At 67.3% G+C, this 17,678-nt stretch carries 15 protein-coding genes; 6 read left to right on the forward strand and 9 right to left on the reverse strand.

Annotated features, from left to right (window positions below; translation table 11 throughout):
* Positions 1-687: 687 nt before the first annotated feature.
* From ONA70_RS24990 to ONA70_RS24995, 3 genes are all read right to left on the reverse strand, one after another.
* Positions 688-3,627 (reverse strand): M20/M25/M40 family metallo-hydrolase, encoded by a 2,940-nt coding sequence (locus ONA70_RS24990; protein WP_265008925.1) that lies wholly within the window; start codon positions 3,625-3,627, stop codon positions 688-690.
* Between the two features lie 195 nt (positions 3,628-3,822).
* Positions 3,823-4,308, reverse strand: coding sequence for an IS3 family transposase (locus ONA70_RS36995; RefSeq protein ID WP_406601239.1), 486 nt, complete (start codon positions 4,306-4,308; stop codon positions 3,823-3,825).
* The gene (locus ONA70_RS24995) at positions 4,305-4,694 is read right to left on the reverse strand and encodes a MarR family winged helix-turn-helix transcriptional regulator (protein ID WP_265008926.1); all 390 of its coding nucleotides are present in this window, start codon (positions 4,692-4,694) and stop codon (positions 4,305-4,307) included. The genes ONA70_RS36995 and ONA70_RS24995 overlap by 4 nt, the downstream gene beginning before the upstream one ends.
* A 102-nt stretch (positions 4,695-4,796) precedes the next feature.
* Between ONA70_RS24995 and ONA70_RS25000 the strand changes: the two genes are divergently transcribed.
* The 4 genes from ONA70_RS25000 to ONA70_RS25015 all read left to right on the forward strand — a co-directional run bounded on the left by ONA70_RS25000 (position 4,797) and on the right by ONA70_RS25015 (position 7,994).
* Complete coding sequence (locus ONA70_RS25000; RefSeq protein ID WP_265008927.1) at positions 4,797-6,254, forward strand: MFS transporter; 1,458 nt, start codon at positions 4,797-4,799, stop codon at positions 6,252-6,254.
* Between the two features lie 191 nt (positions 6,255-6,445).
* Positions 6,446-6,955, forward strand: coding sequence for a hypothetical protein (locus tag ONA70_RS25005; protein WP_265008928.1), 510 nt, complete (start codon positions 6,446-6,448; stop codon positions 6,953-6,955).
* A gap of 176 nt (positions 6,956-7,131) precedes the next feature.
* Positions 7,132-7,392 (forward strand): hypothetical protein, encoded by a 261-nt coding sequence (locus ONA70_RS25010; RefSeq protein WP_265008929.1) that lies wholly within the window; start codon positions 7,132-7,134, stop codon positions 7,390-7,392.
* A 173-nt stretch (positions 7,393-7,565) separates the two neighbouring features.
* The gene (locus tag ONA70_RS25015; RefSeq protein WP_265008930.1) at positions 7,566-7,994 is read left to right on the forward strand and encodes a DUF4259 domain-containing protein; all 429 of its coding nucleotides are present in this window, start codon (positions 7,566-7,568) and stop codon (positions 7,992-7,994) included.
* A 182-nt stretch (positions 7,995-8,176) separates the two neighbouring features.
* Here the strand turns inward: ONA70_RS25015 and ONA70_RS25020 are convergent, their stop codons facing one another.
* The 5 genes from ONA70_RS25020 to ONA70_RS25040 all read right to left on the reverse strand — a co-directional run bounded on the left by ONA70_RS25020 (position 8,177) and on the right by ONA70_RS25040 (position 13,435).
* A complete protein-coding gene (locus ONA70_RS25020; protein ID WP_265008931.1) occupies positions 8,177-8,692 on the reverse strand; it encodes a hypothetical protein in 516 nt (171 codons plus the stop codon).
* Between the two features lie 142 nt (positions 8,693-8,834).
* Positions 8,835-9,788, reverse strand: coding sequence for a hypothetical protein (locus ONA70_RS25025; RefSeq protein ID WP_265008932.1), 954 nt, complete (start codon positions 9,786-9,788; stop codon positions 8,835-8,837).
* Positions 9,789-10,771: 983 nt separating this feature from the next.
* Positions 10,772-11,422 carry a hypothetical protein gene (locus ONA70_RS25030; RefSeq protein ID WP_265008933.1) on the reverse strand — a complete coding sequence of 217 codons (651 nt, stop codon included), beginning with the start codon at positions 11,420-11,422 and terminating at the stop codon, positions 10,772-10,774.
* Between the two features lie 36 nt (positions 11,423-11,458).
* On the reverse strand, positions 11,459-12,265 hold the full coding sequence (locus ONA70_RS25035) for an SDR family oxidoreductase (protein ID WP_265008934.1): 807 nt from the start codon (positions 12,263-12,265) through the stop codon (positions 11,459-11,461).
* Between the two features lie 474 nt (positions 12,266-12,739).
* Complete coding sequence (locus tag ONA70_RS25040) at positions 12,740-13,435, reverse strand: suppressor of fused domain protein (protein WP_265008935.1); 696 nt, start codon at positions 13,433-13,435, stop codon at positions 12,740-12,742.
* A gap of 515 nt (positions 13,436-13,950) precedes the next feature.
* On the opposite strand from ONA70_RS25040, the gene ONA70_RS25045 reads away from it, so the two are divergent.
* Positions 13,951-14,673 (forward strand): hypothetical protein, encoded by a 723-nt coding sequence (locus tag ONA70_RS25045; protein WP_265008936.1) that lies wholly within the window; start codon positions 13,951-13,953, stop codon positions 14,671-14,673.
* Between the two features lie 274 nt (positions 14,674-14,947).
* Here the strand turns inward: ONA70_RS25045 and ONA70_RS25050 are convergent, their stop codons facing one another.
* Positions 14,948-15,859 carry a tyrosine-type recombinase/integrase gene (locus ONA70_RS25050; RefSeq protein WP_265008937.1) on the reverse strand — a complete coding sequence of 304 codons (912 nt, stop codon included), beginning with the start codon at positions 15,857-15,859 and terminating at the stop codon, positions 14,948-14,950.
* Positions 15,860-16,599: 740 nt separating this feature from the next.
* Here ONA70_RS25050 and ONA70_RS25055 point away from each other — a divergent pair.
* Positions 16,600-17,280 (forward strand): dihydrofolate reductase family protein, encoded by a 681-nt coding sequence (locus ONA70_RS25055; protein ID WP_265008938.1) that lies wholly within the window; start codon positions 16,600-16,602, stop codon positions 17,278-17,280.
* Positions 17,281-17,678 lie beyond the last annotated feature (398 nt).

The following is a 17,678-nucleotide window of genomic DNA, read 5'->3' on the forward strand; positions in this document are numbered from 1 at the left end:
ACGGTGGTGGCGCTGATGCCACGCGACGTCCCGCACTTCCGCGACGACGTGCTGCCAGTCGCGCTGGAGGAGATGTTGTTCAATCTGGTGTTCGACGTCCGGTTGCTGGCGGCCATCACGGTCAGGGCACCCCGTACCGCCGGCCGCTCGCCGCCGCACTCGCCGCGGAGCTGACCAGCCCGGCGATGCTGGGCGCGTCGGTGGCGCCCGCCATGATCGAGGCGCTGCGGGTGCTCGGCGGAGCAGAGCAGCGCGCGGTGATCGGGCGGCTGATCACTGCCAGCGGCGTGCCAGCACGGGTCACGGTCGCCTCGGCCCAGGCGATCGGGCACGTTGGCGGCCGCAGCGCCGACCGGTTCTGGAGGCATGCGATCACCTACCACGCGGGACTGTGGCAACGTACCCGGCGGCCGGCCAACGCGGCGGCGCTGAGCGTGGCTTACGATGTGCCGGCCAAGGAGCCGGGATCTAATTGCATACGTACGGTTTTCTTGCTCGTAGAAACACGTGGTGGCTCCCCGCCGAACGGGAAGCCACCACGTCTGTTTCCACCCCTGGCCCATGGCTCGTCGCACCAGAAACGGGCGAACGAAACTTCGTCAGCCGGAGGGCCTTTTCCCATAGTAAGCACGCACGGTCCGCACCAACTTACGCTGGATCAGACGCTGAACTTCCGGTTCACAGGCGTCACACGATGGAGATCGACCGCACCTGAGTGTTGTCCTTGGTTTCGACGTACACCTTGTAATCGCCGACGGTGTAAGTGCCAGCAGCGTTGTTGTCGATGGTGAACGTGGCCGCCACCGGAGACTCGCTGCCGTCGATGTGAGTCTGCTTCACCGTGATGGTCAACTCGTTCGTGTTGCCCTTCAGCTTCTTCACCACCGCCGACGGCTTCGCATCGACGACCGCGTTGGCGACTGTTACGTAGACCGCGTCGGGTGAAGAGAACTCCGCGTTCTTCTGCCCGTCACCGAACAGGAAGAAGCCCCGTTGTTCGACGGCCCCGCGCCCGGGGAACGGATCCGGGTTTGAGGCCAGGTAGGTCGGATTGACCGTGTACAGGTCCGTCTTGGAATCCGCGAGGACGGCCTGCACCCCGGTGTACGGTGCATCGCTGATCGCGAGGTTGACCGACAGGTAGATGGCGTCGGGGTTGTTGGCCGAGATGCGCGAGGAGAAGTACTTGTCCGTACGCTGCCCGGCAGGAACGGCCAGCGGCACAACCTTGTCGCCGACGAGAATGTTGAACTGGAAGTCGCCGTAGCCGCCGGCGACGAACTTCGCCCAAGCCGCGTCCGACATGTGGTCGGGGCGCTCCACCTTGAACTCCAGACGCATCGGCGCCACGTACGTGCTGTTCAGGTACTCGGTGTCGGTCAGGGGCAGGTAGACCCCTCCCGGGGCGTGCCCCAGCGCGAAGGCCGACGCCGTCGGGGTCGAGTTGCCGCGCCCGTTCCACATCGGGATGTTGAACGAGGTGGCGCCGAGCAGGGCCTGGCTGCCCAGCTGGCTCGTGCCGACAGCGGCCGACGCGTCCTTGTAGGTTCCGATCGTGACGTCGAGCAGGTCGAGGTCCGCCCGGTCGGCGTTCAGCCCCGGGATGTCTGCCCACATGAGCTTTGCACCGGCGGGCCCGGAGTACCGGGCCATCTCCAGCATGCCATCGGCCATGATCTTGGTCATCTGCACGGCCGAGTCGACCTTCATCCGCTCGTTGGCCGTGTGCCACCAGCGCTCGTTACCCGGGATGACGGCGCCGAAGGCGGTCATCTTGTTGCGGAAGCTGCTGGCCAGGGTGCCACCGGTCGTGCCCTGCGGATAGACCACGTCCTTGAGGGAATACGGATCCGCAAACTCCTCCGGGTTGCGGTTGATCGAGGCCTGGTAGCTCCCGAACTGAAGAGCCGTCAGCGGGTTGTCGTGAGTGACGTACAACCCGGCGCCGACGGGCGAGCCGAGGTTGCCGATGGTGAACCCCTTCGCCTGGAAGGCGGCCGTGACCGCCGCCGTCGCCTGGCCGGAGTCAGCCGCGGTGACGTGCATGCTGCGCACGAACATCGGCATGCTGAGGCTGCCGGAGGCGTCCGTGTAGAAGCTCGTCGGGGTCTCTGAATTGATGCCGCCCATGAGGGCAAAGGTCAGGTTCGGCGTGCCGTTGCTCGGGTTGCGCAACAGGCTCGCCGGGATGCCCATGTACTTGCCGATATAGGCTTCGCCTTCGACACCGTCGCGGAAGAACAGGTCGGCGATGCCGTCGGCGGCCTTCTTCAATTGCATGTCGGCGGCCGTGGTTCCCAATGCGCCGAGCCCCTTGGAGAGGAGGAACATTCCCCACACGACGGCATTCTTGCCGTACTGCGGGGTCGGCATCTCCATCGCCACATCGGTGTTGATCTCCAGCGTCAGCGAGTCGCCGGTGATCGTGGTCTGCACCTTGGACGTGGTGCGGGGAGCAGCCGGGAGCCAACCCTTCGTGGTCGCGGAAGCGGTGATCGCCGACACGAAGCGGTCGCGCTCGGCGGAGCCGGCCCCCGCCACGTCGAGGGTGAAAATGGCCCGCGAGGCGATCTGCGTGGTGCTGCCGTAGGCGATGTCCTTGAGCGTCGGGTCGCCTTCGCGCAGGGTGACGCCGGCGGTGGCAGACGTCAGCCGGAACGCCTTGGTGCTGTCTGCGGACAAGCTCATCGACACCGACGGGGTCACCGATCCGGAGTTGCCGACGATGACCGGGAACCGCGAGTCGGAGGTGTAGGCCGCAATCGGGATCTCCTCCCGGTTGAGGTTCTTGTAGGCCCAGTTGTCGTAGAAGCTCGGGTTCGAGTTGTACGGGATGGACTGGAAGGTGGCGGTGTTCGTCGTCGAGGGCGTGCCGGGACCGCCGTCTTCGTAGATTCCCATGACGATGCGGATGCGTCGGTCGAGGGGCAACCCCGCCTCGAGCAGCGCCTTGGCCGCGAGCAGCGTCGCCAGCGTCGGGCCGCTGTCGTCCTGGATGCCCGCCCCGTAGACCCAGCCGTCCTGGACATAGGGCGAGTGGTACGCACCAGGAGTGCCGAGGTTGCCATCGGCGTCCCGCCAGCGCGCCAGCTGGGCTGGCGAAACGGAAGCCGTCGGTGAGTCGAGGTGGCTCAACGCCATGACCATCTCCGGGGCGTCCGGGTCACCGATCTCTGCGTAAACGTACTTGTCGGGTTGGCGTTGGACGACCACCGGGAAACCCAGGTCGGTGGCCAGCTTGACCACCCAGGCGAGCTTGGCGACCTTGCGGTCGTACTCGTTCTGGTTGGCTTCGGTGTTGCTGACCGGGAAGGGGTACGCCGTCGCGGCCGTGCCGCCTCGGGAGATGGAGTCGTAGCTCGACCCGTCCAGCATCGCCCCGACCAGACTGAGCGGGTCGTAGGTGCCGTCCCCCGCCCGCGCGCTGTTGACGCGTCCAGCCAACGCCTCGACTTCCGCGTGAATCGCGTCGCGCTCGGCGTCGGTCACCGACAGGTCGTAGGTGACACTCGGCTGGAAGCCCTCCTCGCCGAAGCTGGCCGCGGACGCGTTGGGCGTGGGCGCAACGGTCGCCGCGAGGGTCGCGGCGAGCAGGACGGAGAAGATGGTCGTCCGTCTGTCTCTCATAGAAGCTCCAGAACAGGGGGGATGACACGGCGGGGACAGCACACGCCAGCCGTGCCGCCAGCGGCCGACGGGGCGGGATTTCTTGAGGATGATCTGAGAATCGGCCGGTGCCGTCAGCAAGGCCAGGTGGCAGGCCCGAGCGTGCGACGAGTCCGGCGAACACCACAGGTTGCCGGTACGCCGTGCATTCGTCAGTCAACATGTCGGCGTGTCGTCTGACGTGATGGACGCGATGAGCGCGGCGGCGGCGGTGGTGAAGCGTAGAGGCGGCCGGTGAGAGAGTGTCCGGGCAGGCCCGGCCAGATGGCGTCGACGAGTTGCCGGGCGTCTGCTCCGCCGGGGCGGGCGGCGAGGAATACCAGGGCTTGCAGAGCGGCGGCGCGGCCGATGGTTACCGGTTCGCCGTTGACGGCCAGCGTCGGTTCTCCCAGGACCCGCAGCTGCAGCCGGCGGCTGGGGGTGGCGGGTCGGGGGTGGGGGTTGCCGCAGCCCCTGCACGCCGAAGCGGCGCATCACTCGCGCGACCTGCTTGCGGTTGATCATCTGCCCGGCATCGCGGAGTTCGGCGGTGATCGTGGTGCTCCGTACGTGCCGTCGTGAGCGGTGTGCATCGCCCGGATCCGCCGTCGCCGGTCTACCGGCAAGAGCATCCCAGCCGCGTGAGCGTGCTCGAGGTGTCAGGCGTGAGCGTGCTCGGGGGCCAGGTGTTCGGTGAGTACCGCGAGGTGCGTCCTGCGCGCCTCGGTGTGGACGTGCCGCCCGGCTTCGGTGATCGTGACGAAGACGCCGCGGCGGTCGGCCTCGCACAACGCCCGCCCGACCAAGCCAGCCTTCTCGAGGCGGGCGACTGCGCGGGACAGCGCGCTCTGGCTGAGGTACATGTCGGCCGCGAGATCTTGCATGCGGCGCTTGTCACAGTCGGCCGAGATCAGCCGGTCGAGCGTCTCGAATTCGCTCATGGTGAGTCCGTGCCCGTCCTGCAGTGCGCGCTCCAGGTGGCAGGCGACCTCGTTGTAGCAGGTCAGCAGCGAACGCCAGCGTTCGACGAGGCCGGTCTCGGACATCATGCCGCGCATCCTACTCGTTGAGCGAGCCTCATGCACCTGCATTATGTGTGCCGGAAACTAGTGCGTAGACATCTAATGCGCGTGCATCTAATGTTCCCCGTCGTGGCTATCATCGAAACCTCCCCCGCGGTCGGCACCACCGCGACGGCCCCCACGACCACACCGGCCGGGCAACGCTGGACCCCTCGGCTCTGGGGAGTACTCGCGGTGTTGTGCACCGTGCTCTTCCTTGACGGGCTCGACGTCTCGATGGTCGGCGTGGCCCTGCCCTCCATTGGTACCGAACTGGGCCTGACGACCACCTCGCTGCAGTGGATCGTCAACGGCTACATCCTCGGCTATGGCGGGCTGCTTCTGCTCGGTGGCCGTACCGCGGACCTGCTCGGGCGGCGCCGCGTGTTCCTGGCCGCACTCGCCGTCTTCGCCGTCGCCTCGCTGATCGGCGGACTCGTCGATGACGGCACGCTGCTGATCGCGACCCGGTTCGTCAAGGGCCTGGCCGCCGCGTTCACCGCACCGACCGCGATGTCGATCCTCACCACCACGTTCAAGGCTGGCCCCGCCCGGAACCGAGCATTGTCGATCTTCACCGTCTTCGGCGCCAGCGGGTACTCCTCCGGGCTCATCCTCGGCGGCCTGCTCACCGGTATCGGCTGGCGGTGGACGTTCCTGATCCCCGTCCCGCTCGCGGTCGCAGCCCTGCTCGCCGGCTTGACGCTGATCCCGCGGGACAGGGCGGCCGCCGAGGGAGGCCACGACCTCATCGGCGCGGTGACCCTCACCGCCGGCATGCTGCTCGCCGTGTACACGGTGGTCTCGGCGCCCGACCGGGGCTGGCTCGACCCGGTCACGATCGGCTCGATCCTCGCCGCGGCGGCGCTGTTCGCCGGCTTCGTCGTCACCGAGAACAAGGTGCGGCACCCGCTGATCCGGCTCGGCATCCTGAAGGTCGGCTCGATCGTCCGGGCCAACCTGAGCGTGATCGCCCTGTTCGGCTCATACCTGAGCTTCCAGTTCATGATGACGATCTACCTGCAGGACGTACTGGCGTGGTCGCCGCTGCGGATGGCCCTGGCCCTGCTACCCGCCGGGCTCCTGGTCGCGTTCAGCTCGCCGTTCATGGGCCGACTCATCGACCGGTACGGCACGCAGCGGCTCATCGTCACGGCCATGACCTCGCTCAGCGTCGGGTACGTCTGGTTCCTCGCGACCGCCGGCAACACGCCGCACTACCTGGTGACGGTCCTGCCCGCCATGCTGCTGCTCGGCGGCGGGTTCGCGTTCGGGTTCAGCTCGATCATGGCGCAGGCCACCGACGGAATCGACGACTCCGAGCAAGGGCTGGCCTCCGGCCTGGTGCAGACCTCCGGTCAGGTCGGCGCCGCGCTGGTGCTCGCCGCGGTGACCGCGCTCGTGGCGGCGAACGCACCAGGTGCCGGCCAGGAGGGCGACTTCGGCCAGTTCCACCCGGGCGTCAACCTCGTCACCGGCGTCGCACTGGTCGGGCTGCTGCTCAACCTGACTCCGCTGCTCACCCGCAGCCGCGGCCGCCACGCCTGAGCGAGCGTACGTACAGCGATGCACGCGCTAACCCCATGCCCGAACCGGCGGTGACGAGCTGCCACTTGCCATTTGCCAGTGCACCTGGGCAGCCTGCGGCAGTGGTTGGACGCCGCTGACACCCGGGAACGCGGGCTCGGCCCGGAGCCCACGCGATAGCGCGTCACCCGCCGCCTTGTTAGCGTCGAACGGTGCCCGTCACCGTACCGGCGTCCCTTCAGCCCACCCATCGCGCCCGCCGGGTGGGCCTGGGACTGGTCTGGCTGGCGGCCGCCCTGGCTGGGACGGCGGTGGTGGCCACCGCGGTGCTGGTCGCCCGGATGGACGAGATCTTGGCCTCTGCGGTGTCGCAGGGCCGCGCGTTTCCCTTTACCGGCGAGGCCGGTGACCAGTCCATGCTGCCGATCATGCTCGGGTACGCCCTGGCCGCCCTCTTCCTCACGACCGCCGTGCTGGGTTACCTCCTCCGGGGATGGGCCTACCACCACGAGCACATCGGGTTGGCGGTTCCCGCTGCGGCGCTGATCATCGTGATCGTCCTGTGCGCGCCTATCGTCGCGCCAATCGACCTCGCGCACCAGCAGTACACCCACGACCTCTACGGATGGTGGTACTTCCCCTTCCTCATTGCCATCGTGACCTGTCACCTGGGCTGCCTTCTCGCTGCGGGTGTGGTCCTGTTCCGCGCTCGGTCGACCTAAGTGCCGCCGTGACGTACAGCGGGATCCTCGCCTAGCCAAGGGGACGACAGACGACCCCCATCGGGGGATGCAGACCCAATCTGGCGGCTGATGCCAACCCCCTCGCCCCCGCCGAGATCTCCAAGATTCGCGACGCCTGTCCCGCCGGACCACCACCTTCCCCGAACCCAGAACCGGTGCGGATCAAACGTCGCGTCAGCTGCCGAGGAACCCTCGTCATCGCCGGCCAGCGGATCCACGTCGGCATCGTCCACGCCGGAGCAACCCTCACCGTCGAAGCCGGCGACACCACCTCCCGCGTCCACGACGGCGACCAGCTCGTCACCGAGGTGCCCCGCACCACCGTCAAACCGATCGCCCGGTTCAAGGTCCGCAAACCCGAACCTCCGCGACCGACCATCCGCGAAGCCACAACCACCGGTCATCTGACACGCTGAAGGGATGCGAACTCTAGGGTCGTCAACCGAGTTCCACGAAAAGCCATGGCCCACCATCGCAGCACGTGAAAGATCGGTCTCAGGGCGTGCGTAACAGGGCGCTACGCTGCGCAGGATCTTGCGTAGTGTGTTCATCGACTTCAACGGTGGCTATCCTCTGATGAGAGGGTGACGTGGGCACGTTCGGAACCGGACCGTTCAGCAGTGACGGTGCCCTGGACTTCCTCGAAGAACTCGCCGAGCGGCCGCCACAGCAGCACCTTGACGCGCTCCGGCACATGTTCACCTACGTCCTGGCCAACCGCGACCTCCTCTGGCGAGAGTTCTTCCCTGACCAGGTCGTCGCGGCGGCAGCATTCGTGGCCGCCGCTCTTCCCGGCGGCGAGCACCTACAACACCGCCTGGCGGAACTGTCTGACGAGACAGACATGGCGATGTTTCCCGCGTCAGCGTCGGATCTCGCCGCGCCCACACTGGAAGCGTTGCTCTTTGTTGCCAGTCCCGACGGGCCGTGGCATCAGGGGTGGACCACCGAAGCGAACACGCTCGACGCGCGGCGGACCATCGACGAGCTCATTGCCATCCTTCGGGGGCCGATCTAGCCGGACGTGTCACCCAGGTCCCGAGACTGATCTGTCACGGAGGTCCTGAGAGCCGACATCGCCGGCAGTCGGCTGGGAGAGAGCTCGCCCCCCGGGGCGCCTTGTGCCGCTGGCCCGCGCCGGCGCCCAGTACCGAGTACCGATCCCACCGATCCTCGCCGCGCTACACCTGCCCAACGTCGTCAGCGACCACGACGCGGGCCGAGCAGGGGCAACGCCTGGGCGGGAAAGCGTTGTGTCCTCAAAGGCGCATCACAAGCGTCATTACCGGGATCTACGTCCCGCGCCGCTGCCACGTGGTGAGCCTGCTTGGCCAGCCTGCCGCCGCGCTCGCAATGGGCAGGGGGCTGCTTACGCGCCTTCGGCCGGCCCCGATCGGCAGCAGTCATCAGGTAGATCGTCTCGTCGCGGTGAGCGTGGATCTGCAGGTGCGCGGCTGGGATCACCTGGCCGACCCGATGCACGTACTCGTACCGGAAGAGTGGCGTGTCCTTCTCATCGAGCCTGACGTGGAACCATGACTGCAGGGCGGCGACCTCGCCAAGCTCGCGGCGGCGCTGGTCCAGCTCGTCGGCTCCGCTGAGCCGCCGGTGCTCTGGGTGGCCGGCGCTGACGCGGTCGCTGCCCTGAAGCAGAAGGTAAAGACCCTGCTCGACCAGGCCGGCGCGCACCGCGACCTGTCCTCGTCGCTCGCGCACGACAACGCCTGAACGGCTACCTGCACACCGATCCGGAGGACATCGCCGGCGTCTCCACGCAACTGCGGCTGTACGACCTCACCCGGCGGCGCACCGTGGCGGTGGCCGACGGGTGGGGAGCCGGGCGGTGCCCCCGGCCGGGTCAGACGTTCACGTGGAAGTGCACCGCGAAGTAGCCGGTGTTCGCCGCGGAGTTGGATGCCTCCACGCCGACCCACCCGTGGAACGTCCCAGTGTCGCCGATCACCTGGAGCTGCGGCTTGCGGTGCGAACCACCGGTGTAGCAGGTGCTCGACGTCAGGCAGGTGCACCAGTGCTCGTAGAAGTTCCGCCGGCCCGCTCCCGCGAGGTAGTAGCGGATCGGGGCGGAGGTCGCGCCGTTCGGGCAGGACGAACAGGTGGCGGTCGGGGGGCTGAGCCAGCTCAGGCAGTTCCCGTTGCATCGGGCGAACGACCGGAGGTCCATCCCGCTGGGGCCGGCGGCACCGGTGCTTCCGCTGTAGCCGGCGTACCGGCCGGTGTACTGGGCCAGCGGGATGTTGCTGACCGGCGTGTACGCGTCGTTCGAAGCGGAACTGCCGAAGCCCCAGCCGACGGTGACCCCGTAGTTGGAGCTGACGAAGTCGAGCCGGGCCAGGTCGCTGGCGGGTTGGCTGACCGCCCAGGTTTCCTGGACGCCCCCGCTCCAGGTGATGGTGATGCTGTCACCGGAGTTGGTGTACGTGCCGCTCAGGGACTTCACGACGCCACCGGGCTGGAACTCGGCGGCCGTCCGCACCTCGCAGTCGTGGCCGGTACAGCCGGTCGTCCGGATGCCCGTGCCGGCGGCCCCGACGACGGTGGCCCGGTTCCAGTACCAGAAGCTCTCGGTCACCGTGCCGTTGCCGAAGAAGTAGTAGGTCGCCAGCCGGACCCAGACCGGAGCGGTAGCGGGCGCGCCGGCGGCGGGCATGGCCCCGAGCGCGACGCTGTAGATGCGCCGCCCGCCGGGGTAGTCCACCGCCTGCGCGGGCGCCGGCAGGACGACCGCTCCCATGGTCAGCGCCAGCAGCGCCGCGGCGAGATACCGCCAGGTGATCCTCCGTCGACGACCCATACCTCACTCCCCCTTATGACCGATCGGTCGACATATCGTACCTGATCGATACCGGCCGGATGGTCCCGCGGCGCGGGACGCCCAGGGAAGCCGCGCCGGGTCAGGGGCCGAACGGGCGCACGTAGTGGTGCGACAGCACCTTGTGGCGGACGCCGACCGGGCGGGATGAACCGCCCCGGTTCTTCTAGAGTGCACTACCGCCACCGGCCGAACATGCCGCCGGTCGCGTCCGGTCGTCTCAGTTGTGGTCTCGTTCGCCGGAGTGCGCAGGGACCCCACCGGACCCGGCATTCTTCAAGGTCGGGCCAACCACGCCTTATCACCTGGGTAGACGTCGTCACCAGTGGTCGTCGTCGGTCGCTCACGATCGACCTCCGGCGGCCTGGTGACGGCCTGGACCTGACAAAGTCATCCATCGTGCGGGGCCCGGCCTCTCTGGTTGCCACCACCTCCCACACCCTCCTGCGTCGGGAGACAGCCTGCATGACGGCTCCTCAGAACCGATGGATTACACGATCAACGTTCAAAGACGCGGCACTAGGTTGTGGGTCCAAGGAGCACCACGGTGTAGCCAGCTACCAGGACGCCGTCCAGTCGCTGTCGGGCACGCAGTACCTGCGCCTCTCGGGGTTTGAGGTCAGCGGCGCGTGCGTGGACAGGGATGTGCAGCGCATCGCATCCTCGGGAGAAACGAGCGCGGGCGCGAAGCAACCTGCCTCGATGCTCGGGGGGAATCCCGGCCACCTCGACGGTGTCCACCGAGCTTGGGTGCGGTGGCAGGAGACCTGCGCTGACTGGCGCGGCGGGGGCACGGAGGCCCGGTGCGCGGTTGCCGGCAAAGATTTGCAGCCATTCCATCGAGCCGGGCGGCTCGACCGCGACTTCGATCTCTGCCTGCCCAGGGTGCGGGGACCAGCCAAGGTCGAGGTCGAGGGTCACCTCTGCGGGAGACGAGGCCCGCACGACAGCAATGTTGCGCTGACCTACATGCCGGTCAGTGGCTGGAGAGAACGACTGCGGCGAAACTGGGTCAAAGACGGTGTCTCCGATGCGGACGACCAGACACTCGTGCCCGCCATTGACGTATGTAGGTACCCAAGTTTCTGGGCAGGGCGCACGATGGTGTGGCAGCCACGGCTGATCCAGCGACCGTTCGGTCCATCGACCTCGACCCACTCCTCGTAGCGCGTAAAGCGGTCGTCCAAGTCGACGTAAGCGGCGCCAATCAGATGGCCGGCAGCGCGGGAAATGCCAAGGCTGGGATCGAACCACCAAAACTCCACGCGTACGCCGTAGGCAGCGGCCTTGCCGAGGTTCCACACATGGGCGTACAAGGTGTTCGGCGCACTGGCGCTGGCCACACCGCCCGGCGTCGCCGGGCGCAGCGGCGCCGTCTCGGCCGGCTGCCCAGCGACAACGTAGATGTCGGGCGACTCCCAGAACACGCCATTTAGTGGTCTGTTGCCTCGGTCAGCAGACGTTGCTCGTACGAGGAGGTAGGGCAGGAACTCGTCCTTTCGCGGTCCGAACACCGGCCCGTTGCGGTTGATGTCGGCGATCTTGCCGCGAAACCATGGCAGTTCGGCGGAGGAGCCTACTGCGGGCCTGCCGGCACGCCAGGCCGATTCGTCCAACCGTCGGGGGCGGTACGGCGGGGGCCCCGTGGGCGATCAGGCAAGTCCGCCGTTGCTCAACAGCAGTTGACCGTTGATCCACTGACCTTGTGGCGAGCACAAGAAATCAACCAGATTTGCGGTGTCCTGTGGGGTGCCGAGGCGGCCGAGTGGTGTCTGCCGAATGCAGCCGGCTCGTCCCGCCTCTGTCATCCACCCGGTGTCCACCGGGCCGGGGTTGATGACGTTCGAGCTGATGCCGATGTGTGCCAACTCGTGGGCTGCGGCCAGGGTGATGCGGTCGAGTGCGCCCTTGCTTGCGCCGTACGGCAGATTTCCAACAGTGTGATCACTGGTGAGGGCGATGATGCGACCATCGCCGTGCCGGCCGCGGAAGCGCCGCCCGTGCTCGCGAATCAGCAACCATGTCGCCCGTGCGTTGACGGCGAAGTGCCGGTCGAAACTCTCGACCGTGGTGTCGAGTAGTCCGGAGTCGACTGACTCGCAGTGGCACATCACCAAGGCGGTAACTGGGCCGAGCCGACGCTCGGCCTCGTCATAGATCGCAGCGGGCGCCGTGGTGTCGGTGAGGTCCGCTTCTATGGCGGCGACGGCTGCGCCGCGCGCGGTGAGTGCTTGCGCGATGGCGTCGGTGGCCCCGGCTTCGATGCCCCAGTTCATGCGCTCGTCGTACCCGGTCCAGAAGGTGAAGGCGATATCCCAGCCTGAGGCCGCCAACTGCCTTGCGATGCCGGCGCCGATACCGATCGTGCGACCGACCCCCGTGATGAGTGCTGTCGGTCGGACTCTGCTGGACGTGTCGTCCGATTTCTGCCCAGGGTCCGCCATGACGGGAATCCTCATCGATCGCCAAGATACCGCGCAATCGATTTTCGCGCAGGCTCGATCAAGCGAATCGCCTTTCGCAGAACGGCGCTTGCCGGCATATGCGGCAAGCCGCTTCGAACTCTCCGTTCCGGCTGGCCCACCTACGGCACGCCCTTGGCGTCATCGGCAGATAGGCACTCGGGTAAGCAGACTTCTCCGGCAACTCCCATATCTCGGCTACTTAGGGACGATGTTCGCTAAAGAAGCGGGACGGTTGCATAGTCGGGATATCGAGCGTGGCGAGCTGACCTTCGCCGATTGCGTGCATCAGACCGTACTTTCGGACGTCGGTTGCCAGGCCACAGAAGCGCCGGCAGAGACGCGGCTCGGCTGCGCGCATACCGCGTCAACCAGCATCTGAAACCCGCGCCCGACATAACCACCCGCAACTGCGAGCGGATCGCGGCAGAAGCGCGCACGTGACCTTGATCAGCGCGCCGGATCGAGCGGTCAGGCGTACGAGGGCCGGCGCGGGTCCAGCAATTCGGTGACGCGACCACGATCGAGCACCTCGATGAGTGCGTCGGTGCCGCGTTCTACCTTGACCGCCATCTCATCCGAGTGCAGAGGGATCAGCGCGAGCAATGCGATTCGGATGCCGCCGCCGACTTCGATCGTCCGGGCCTCGGGTGGCACACGCAGCATCGGTGTGACGACGACTCCGGCGAACTGGGTGCCCGGAGCGTACGGCTGCGCGGGATCGCCGTTCGGCACGGAATGCCATTCGCCGATCCAGGTGCCGTACTCGTGCGGCAGTCGAGCAACCTGCTTGAGGATTCGCAGCGGCCACCCGGTTGCGTCGTCAAGCCCGGCTACCTCAGTCAGCGGCCAATCCGCCGGCAGGCTGAGCATCAGTTCGGCGTACGGGCTGATGTCGTGGCCCTCCGGGACCGTCATCGGCAGCTCACTCATTCCAGAGGTGATCAGCGTCCGGTACGGGCGTTCCTCGGTCGGCGCCACGACGTAGACATGCACACCGACCAGGTGCGAGGCGATCTCATGGTAGACGAACTCGACAGGTCCGAAGTGTTCCTCGATGTGTCGGTCGATAGCGTCGGCGAAGGCCTGCTGCGGCCCTTGCGCCGGTACGAACCCGTCGTGCAGCGACTGATGACGGAGGACTCCTGACCCGCGCGACTCGTCCATGACGACGCAGCCTAGGCCACGTTCAACGAGGACCCGACCTGAGGAACCCGGATCGGCACGGCCGCGTTCGACCTCACCGTGCCTCGTCACGCAACGTGACACTCGGTCGGCGGCGATGGCCTGCTCTCAGACGAGCGGGTCAACCTGCACGACCGCCGCTGGGGCACCCTGTCGGACGTGGCGGCGCTCCCGGACCGCCTGGAACCCCGAGACTGGTTGCGGTCATCGCCGCCATCTTGCTCCCATAGCTACGATGGCGGCGCCCACCGAGCATCGAAAGGGAGCAACGCTTGGGATCAGGCCGTAGTAGTCGAGCCCGAGGTTGGCTTCGGTACCTCCCCACAATCCTGTACCTCGTCGGTGGCGTAGCGGCACTGCTGGTCTCGTGGCGGCTGTATCCGACCGCCTCGCCGCCGTCGCGCCCGGCCCCTGCCGTCGCCGCCATCGGCTCCGATCGGGCGGTCAGCACGGCAAGGCTGACGATCCAGGCGCCGCTCGGCCGGCCCGGCGACGTCGTGATCACCGTCACCGGGACGAGCGACTCGAAGGACCCCGGCGGCACGGCTGATGTGTTCGTGGTCCTGCCGGACGTGCTCCTCGTCCCGGGCCTGGCCGCCCAGGTGCAGTGCGATCCCGGCTGCACGCATGCGAACGAGTTCGGCCAGGGCACCACGATGGCGCGGACCCGGTTTGAACTCAAGCCCGCATGGAAGCCCGCCAACGACGGAACGACTACGTTCACCGCCGGCGTCGACGTCCCCCACAGCGTCCTGGCCGCCGGCCGTGATCCCGCGGCCACCGTACTGGAGTTGCCGGGCATGAACTGCAGCAAGGTAGCCTGCCGTGGCTCGGTCCCGCTGGTGGTGGTGACCGAGGGTACGCCGATCGCGGCGGGAGCGATGGCGCGGGTGAACTTCCGCGACCCGACGCTAATGGGCTATCAATGGAGTTCGGCGCTCTCGCCGTACACGGAGGCGGACGTCGGCCTGACGTTCAACTATCCGATCGTGGAGGAGCCGAAGCTCGGCTACCTGGCCCTGTACTCCGCCGATGGCGCCAACATCGACCAGGAGCGCCGCGTCCAGTACGACACGTTTGTGGCCGGCGCCGTGGTCGGCGTCGCGGGCGCGCTGCTGCTGGGCGCCGTCCAGGACGCCGTGACGGTAACCCGCGACCGCGACCCGCGCGGCCTGGAGGGTGAAACCACCAGGACACGTCCGAAGACGGCCAAACGCTAGCCCGATATTCCGCAGGTGGCTGATTCTCAACACCGGGATAAGACATGCCATGCCGCAGGCGGTCCTAGCTGTGCTCGTCCCACGGCAGTCATTCGACATGTGATCAGGTCAGGAGCGGTGTTCCGACCTATCGGACAACGGTCATCCGCGAGGATCTTGGTCGCCTCGCTCGGCGAGGCGCCTCGCCAACGCCTCGGCCATCGTGCACTGACGAACGAAGCGCAGGCCTCTCGGCTTGATCGGGTGCGCTGATCTCGGCAAAGTCGTGAGTCAGCTACGTTCCGGAAGCCATGTACGCCGCCAGGATGTAGTTCGGGTGGCGGTCGAGGTTCTTGCGGGCCCGGTCGTAGCGCATCGTCGTTCGTGGATCGGCATGGCGGGCGGCGATCTGCACGTCGCGCAGGCTGACGCCGGCGTCGAGCATGGCGGTCACGAACGTGTGGCGCAACATGTGAGGGTGCATCCTCGGCATGCGGACTCCGGCGGTGGCGGCCAGGTGCTTGAGCCGGCGGGTGGCGGCGTGGCGGTCCATGCGGGCGCCGAGGGTGTTGCGCAGGATCGGCCCGTCGGCGCGGCCGTCGACGGCCCGGTCGATCGCTCGGGCCACCGCCGGTGGCAGCCGGACGAGGACGACCTTGCCGCCCTTACCGCGCACCCGTAGTACCCGGTGACCGTGTTCCTCGCCGAGGTCGGCGATGCTGGCTCCGCAGGCTTCGAAGATCCGCAGCCCGAGGAGGCCGAGGAGGGCGACGAGGGCGAAGTCGTTCGGGTTGGTTGACAACCTGGCGGTGGTGATCAGTGCCTCGAACTGCAGATGGCCGAGGCCGAGGGTGGACGACTCGGCCGGCACGGTCGGTCGACGGACGTAGTCGGCCGGGGAGTGCGGCAGGATCTGGTCGATGACGCAGACGCGGTAGAAGCCGACCACGACTGACAACCGGCGCGAGACCGTCGAGGGCTGGCGGACGTCCTGCAGCCAGCGCAGGTACCGTTCGATGTCCGCCCGGACCGCCGCGAGTGGGTTGAGGTCCTGGTCGGTGCACCAACGTAGGAAGACTCGCAGGTCAGACTCGGTGTGCAGCCGTGTGTCGCCGCGGTAGCGGCCCAGGTAGGCGGACGCCGCGGCGCGCAGGACGAGTTCGTCGGCGCGCGCGAAGCCGGAAGCGGGAGCAGGAAAGGCAGCCATATATCACCGTGCGTCACCGGCGACGATGAACGCAAGCACGTCGGGAAGCGGCATGAGAGTGAACCTTCATGGCGCGTTGTGACGCGACCCTGCGACCCAGCCGACTGCGAAGCGGGCGGCACATGAAGCCACGGCGCAGGGCGCTGGCGTAAGTCAGCCCCCAGCTGATTCTGACGCCTTCCGTTGGCCCCACCCGGACGGCTTGAAGTGGCCCCACCCTGATCGAGGTGTGCGGTGGCATGACGGCTCGGTTTGGCCCCACCCGGGCCTGCCGCAGAACTCAATAGGGTGCCTGTGCGTTAGGTATACGCATCGTCGCCGATCAGGCCCCTTCAGTAGTAGGCGCCGAATAACAACGCTTAGCTGCGTCGGCGCTGGGAGAGGTAGGTACTTGCGGATCTTGCCGGGCACGTGCGGCCGCTGGTCGCCGAGCGAGATGCCCAAGCGTCGGGAACTGGTTGGCGATCTCCAGCGTGGTGAGGGGGCCTGGCTGGCGCTATAACTGTGTGATCAGGCGTTCGGGGACCCAGATCGCTCAGACTCCTGTTCGCGCAGCGAGCGCGTCGAGCGCTACCGCAACGCCTCTGCGAAAAGTAGACAGCCTCTGTTGCAGGTGGCCGTGGAAGGCCTTCCCGTCCGGGCAAACGGCAGCAGTGGTCGGGGAGAGTTGGCCATGGGTGCGCCGCTGCCCGTACAAGGGTGAAGTTGAGATCCGGTGGGTAGTGCTCGAGCCCAGCTGAGTGCGCCGTGCCGAGTCCGATGGCGAGGACTACCTGCGGACGCAGATCGCGCACCGATTAGGTTTCCGCGCCGTGCCCGTCTGTACGTGTGAGATCGACCTACGGGAGGCTGGCACGATGCGGAAACTGATCTTCGGTATGAACTTGAGCCTGGACGGCTACATCGCCGCGCCCGGCGACGACCTCGGCTGGAGCGTACCGAGCGACGAGCTGTTCCAGTGGTGGTCCGACCGGGTGGGGGCGACCAGCCTGGCACTGTACGGGCGCAGACTGTGGGAGACGATGAGCTCCCACTGGCCGACCGCCGACCAGCAGCCCGGCACCACACCGGCGCAGATCGAGTTCGCCCGTCGCTGGCGGGACATGCCGAAGGTGGTGTTCTCCTCGACGATCAGCACGGTGGACTGGAACACCCGCTTGGTCACCGGGGATGCGGTCACCGAGATCACCCGGCTCAAGGCCGAGGACGGCGGCCCCATGGACATCGGCGGCGCCACACTTGCCGCAGCGGCCATGCGGGCCGGCCTGATCGACGAGTACGTGCTGGTTACCGCACCGGCCTTGCTGGGCGGCGGCACGCCGTTCTTCACGGCCCTGGACAGCTGGGTGAACCTGAACCTGCTGGAGACGCGGACGTTTCCCGGCGGCGTAGTACTGACCCGATACGAGACGAGGCGATGAGCACGGGCCAGTTCCTGGGCTCGTGAGGCCAGGACGAAATCCTTCCTGGCGTGCTCACCGTGCCCCTCGACCTTGAGGGAACTTTCCCCGGCCCTTCCTTGCGTTCCGAGTGAGCTGTTGACCGACTTGCTGGAGATGAGGCGACGGCGTCGTTGATCGTGACGATGTTCTTCGGGCATGAAGATGCCCCGCCGGCAACGCCGGCGGGGCGGTGGTGTTCGCGTTGTCGCGTGGTGTTCAGGCAGTTGGGGTGCTCATTCCGCGGTGACTTCGGTGACAGCGTGCGCTGGACTTGCCGACGATGGGGACATGTGTGATCACAGTGTCGGTGGCAGGTCCAGCCATGGTTTGTCGGCGGCGTCGAATCCGGTGAGCTCGGCGATCTTCCCGTCGACGAT

This window comes from Micromonospora yasonensis (genome assembly GCF_026013475.1).
Taxonomy (GTDB): Bacteria; Actinomycetota; Actinomycetes; order Mycobacteriales; family Micromonosporaceae; genus Micromonospora; species Micromonospora yasonensis.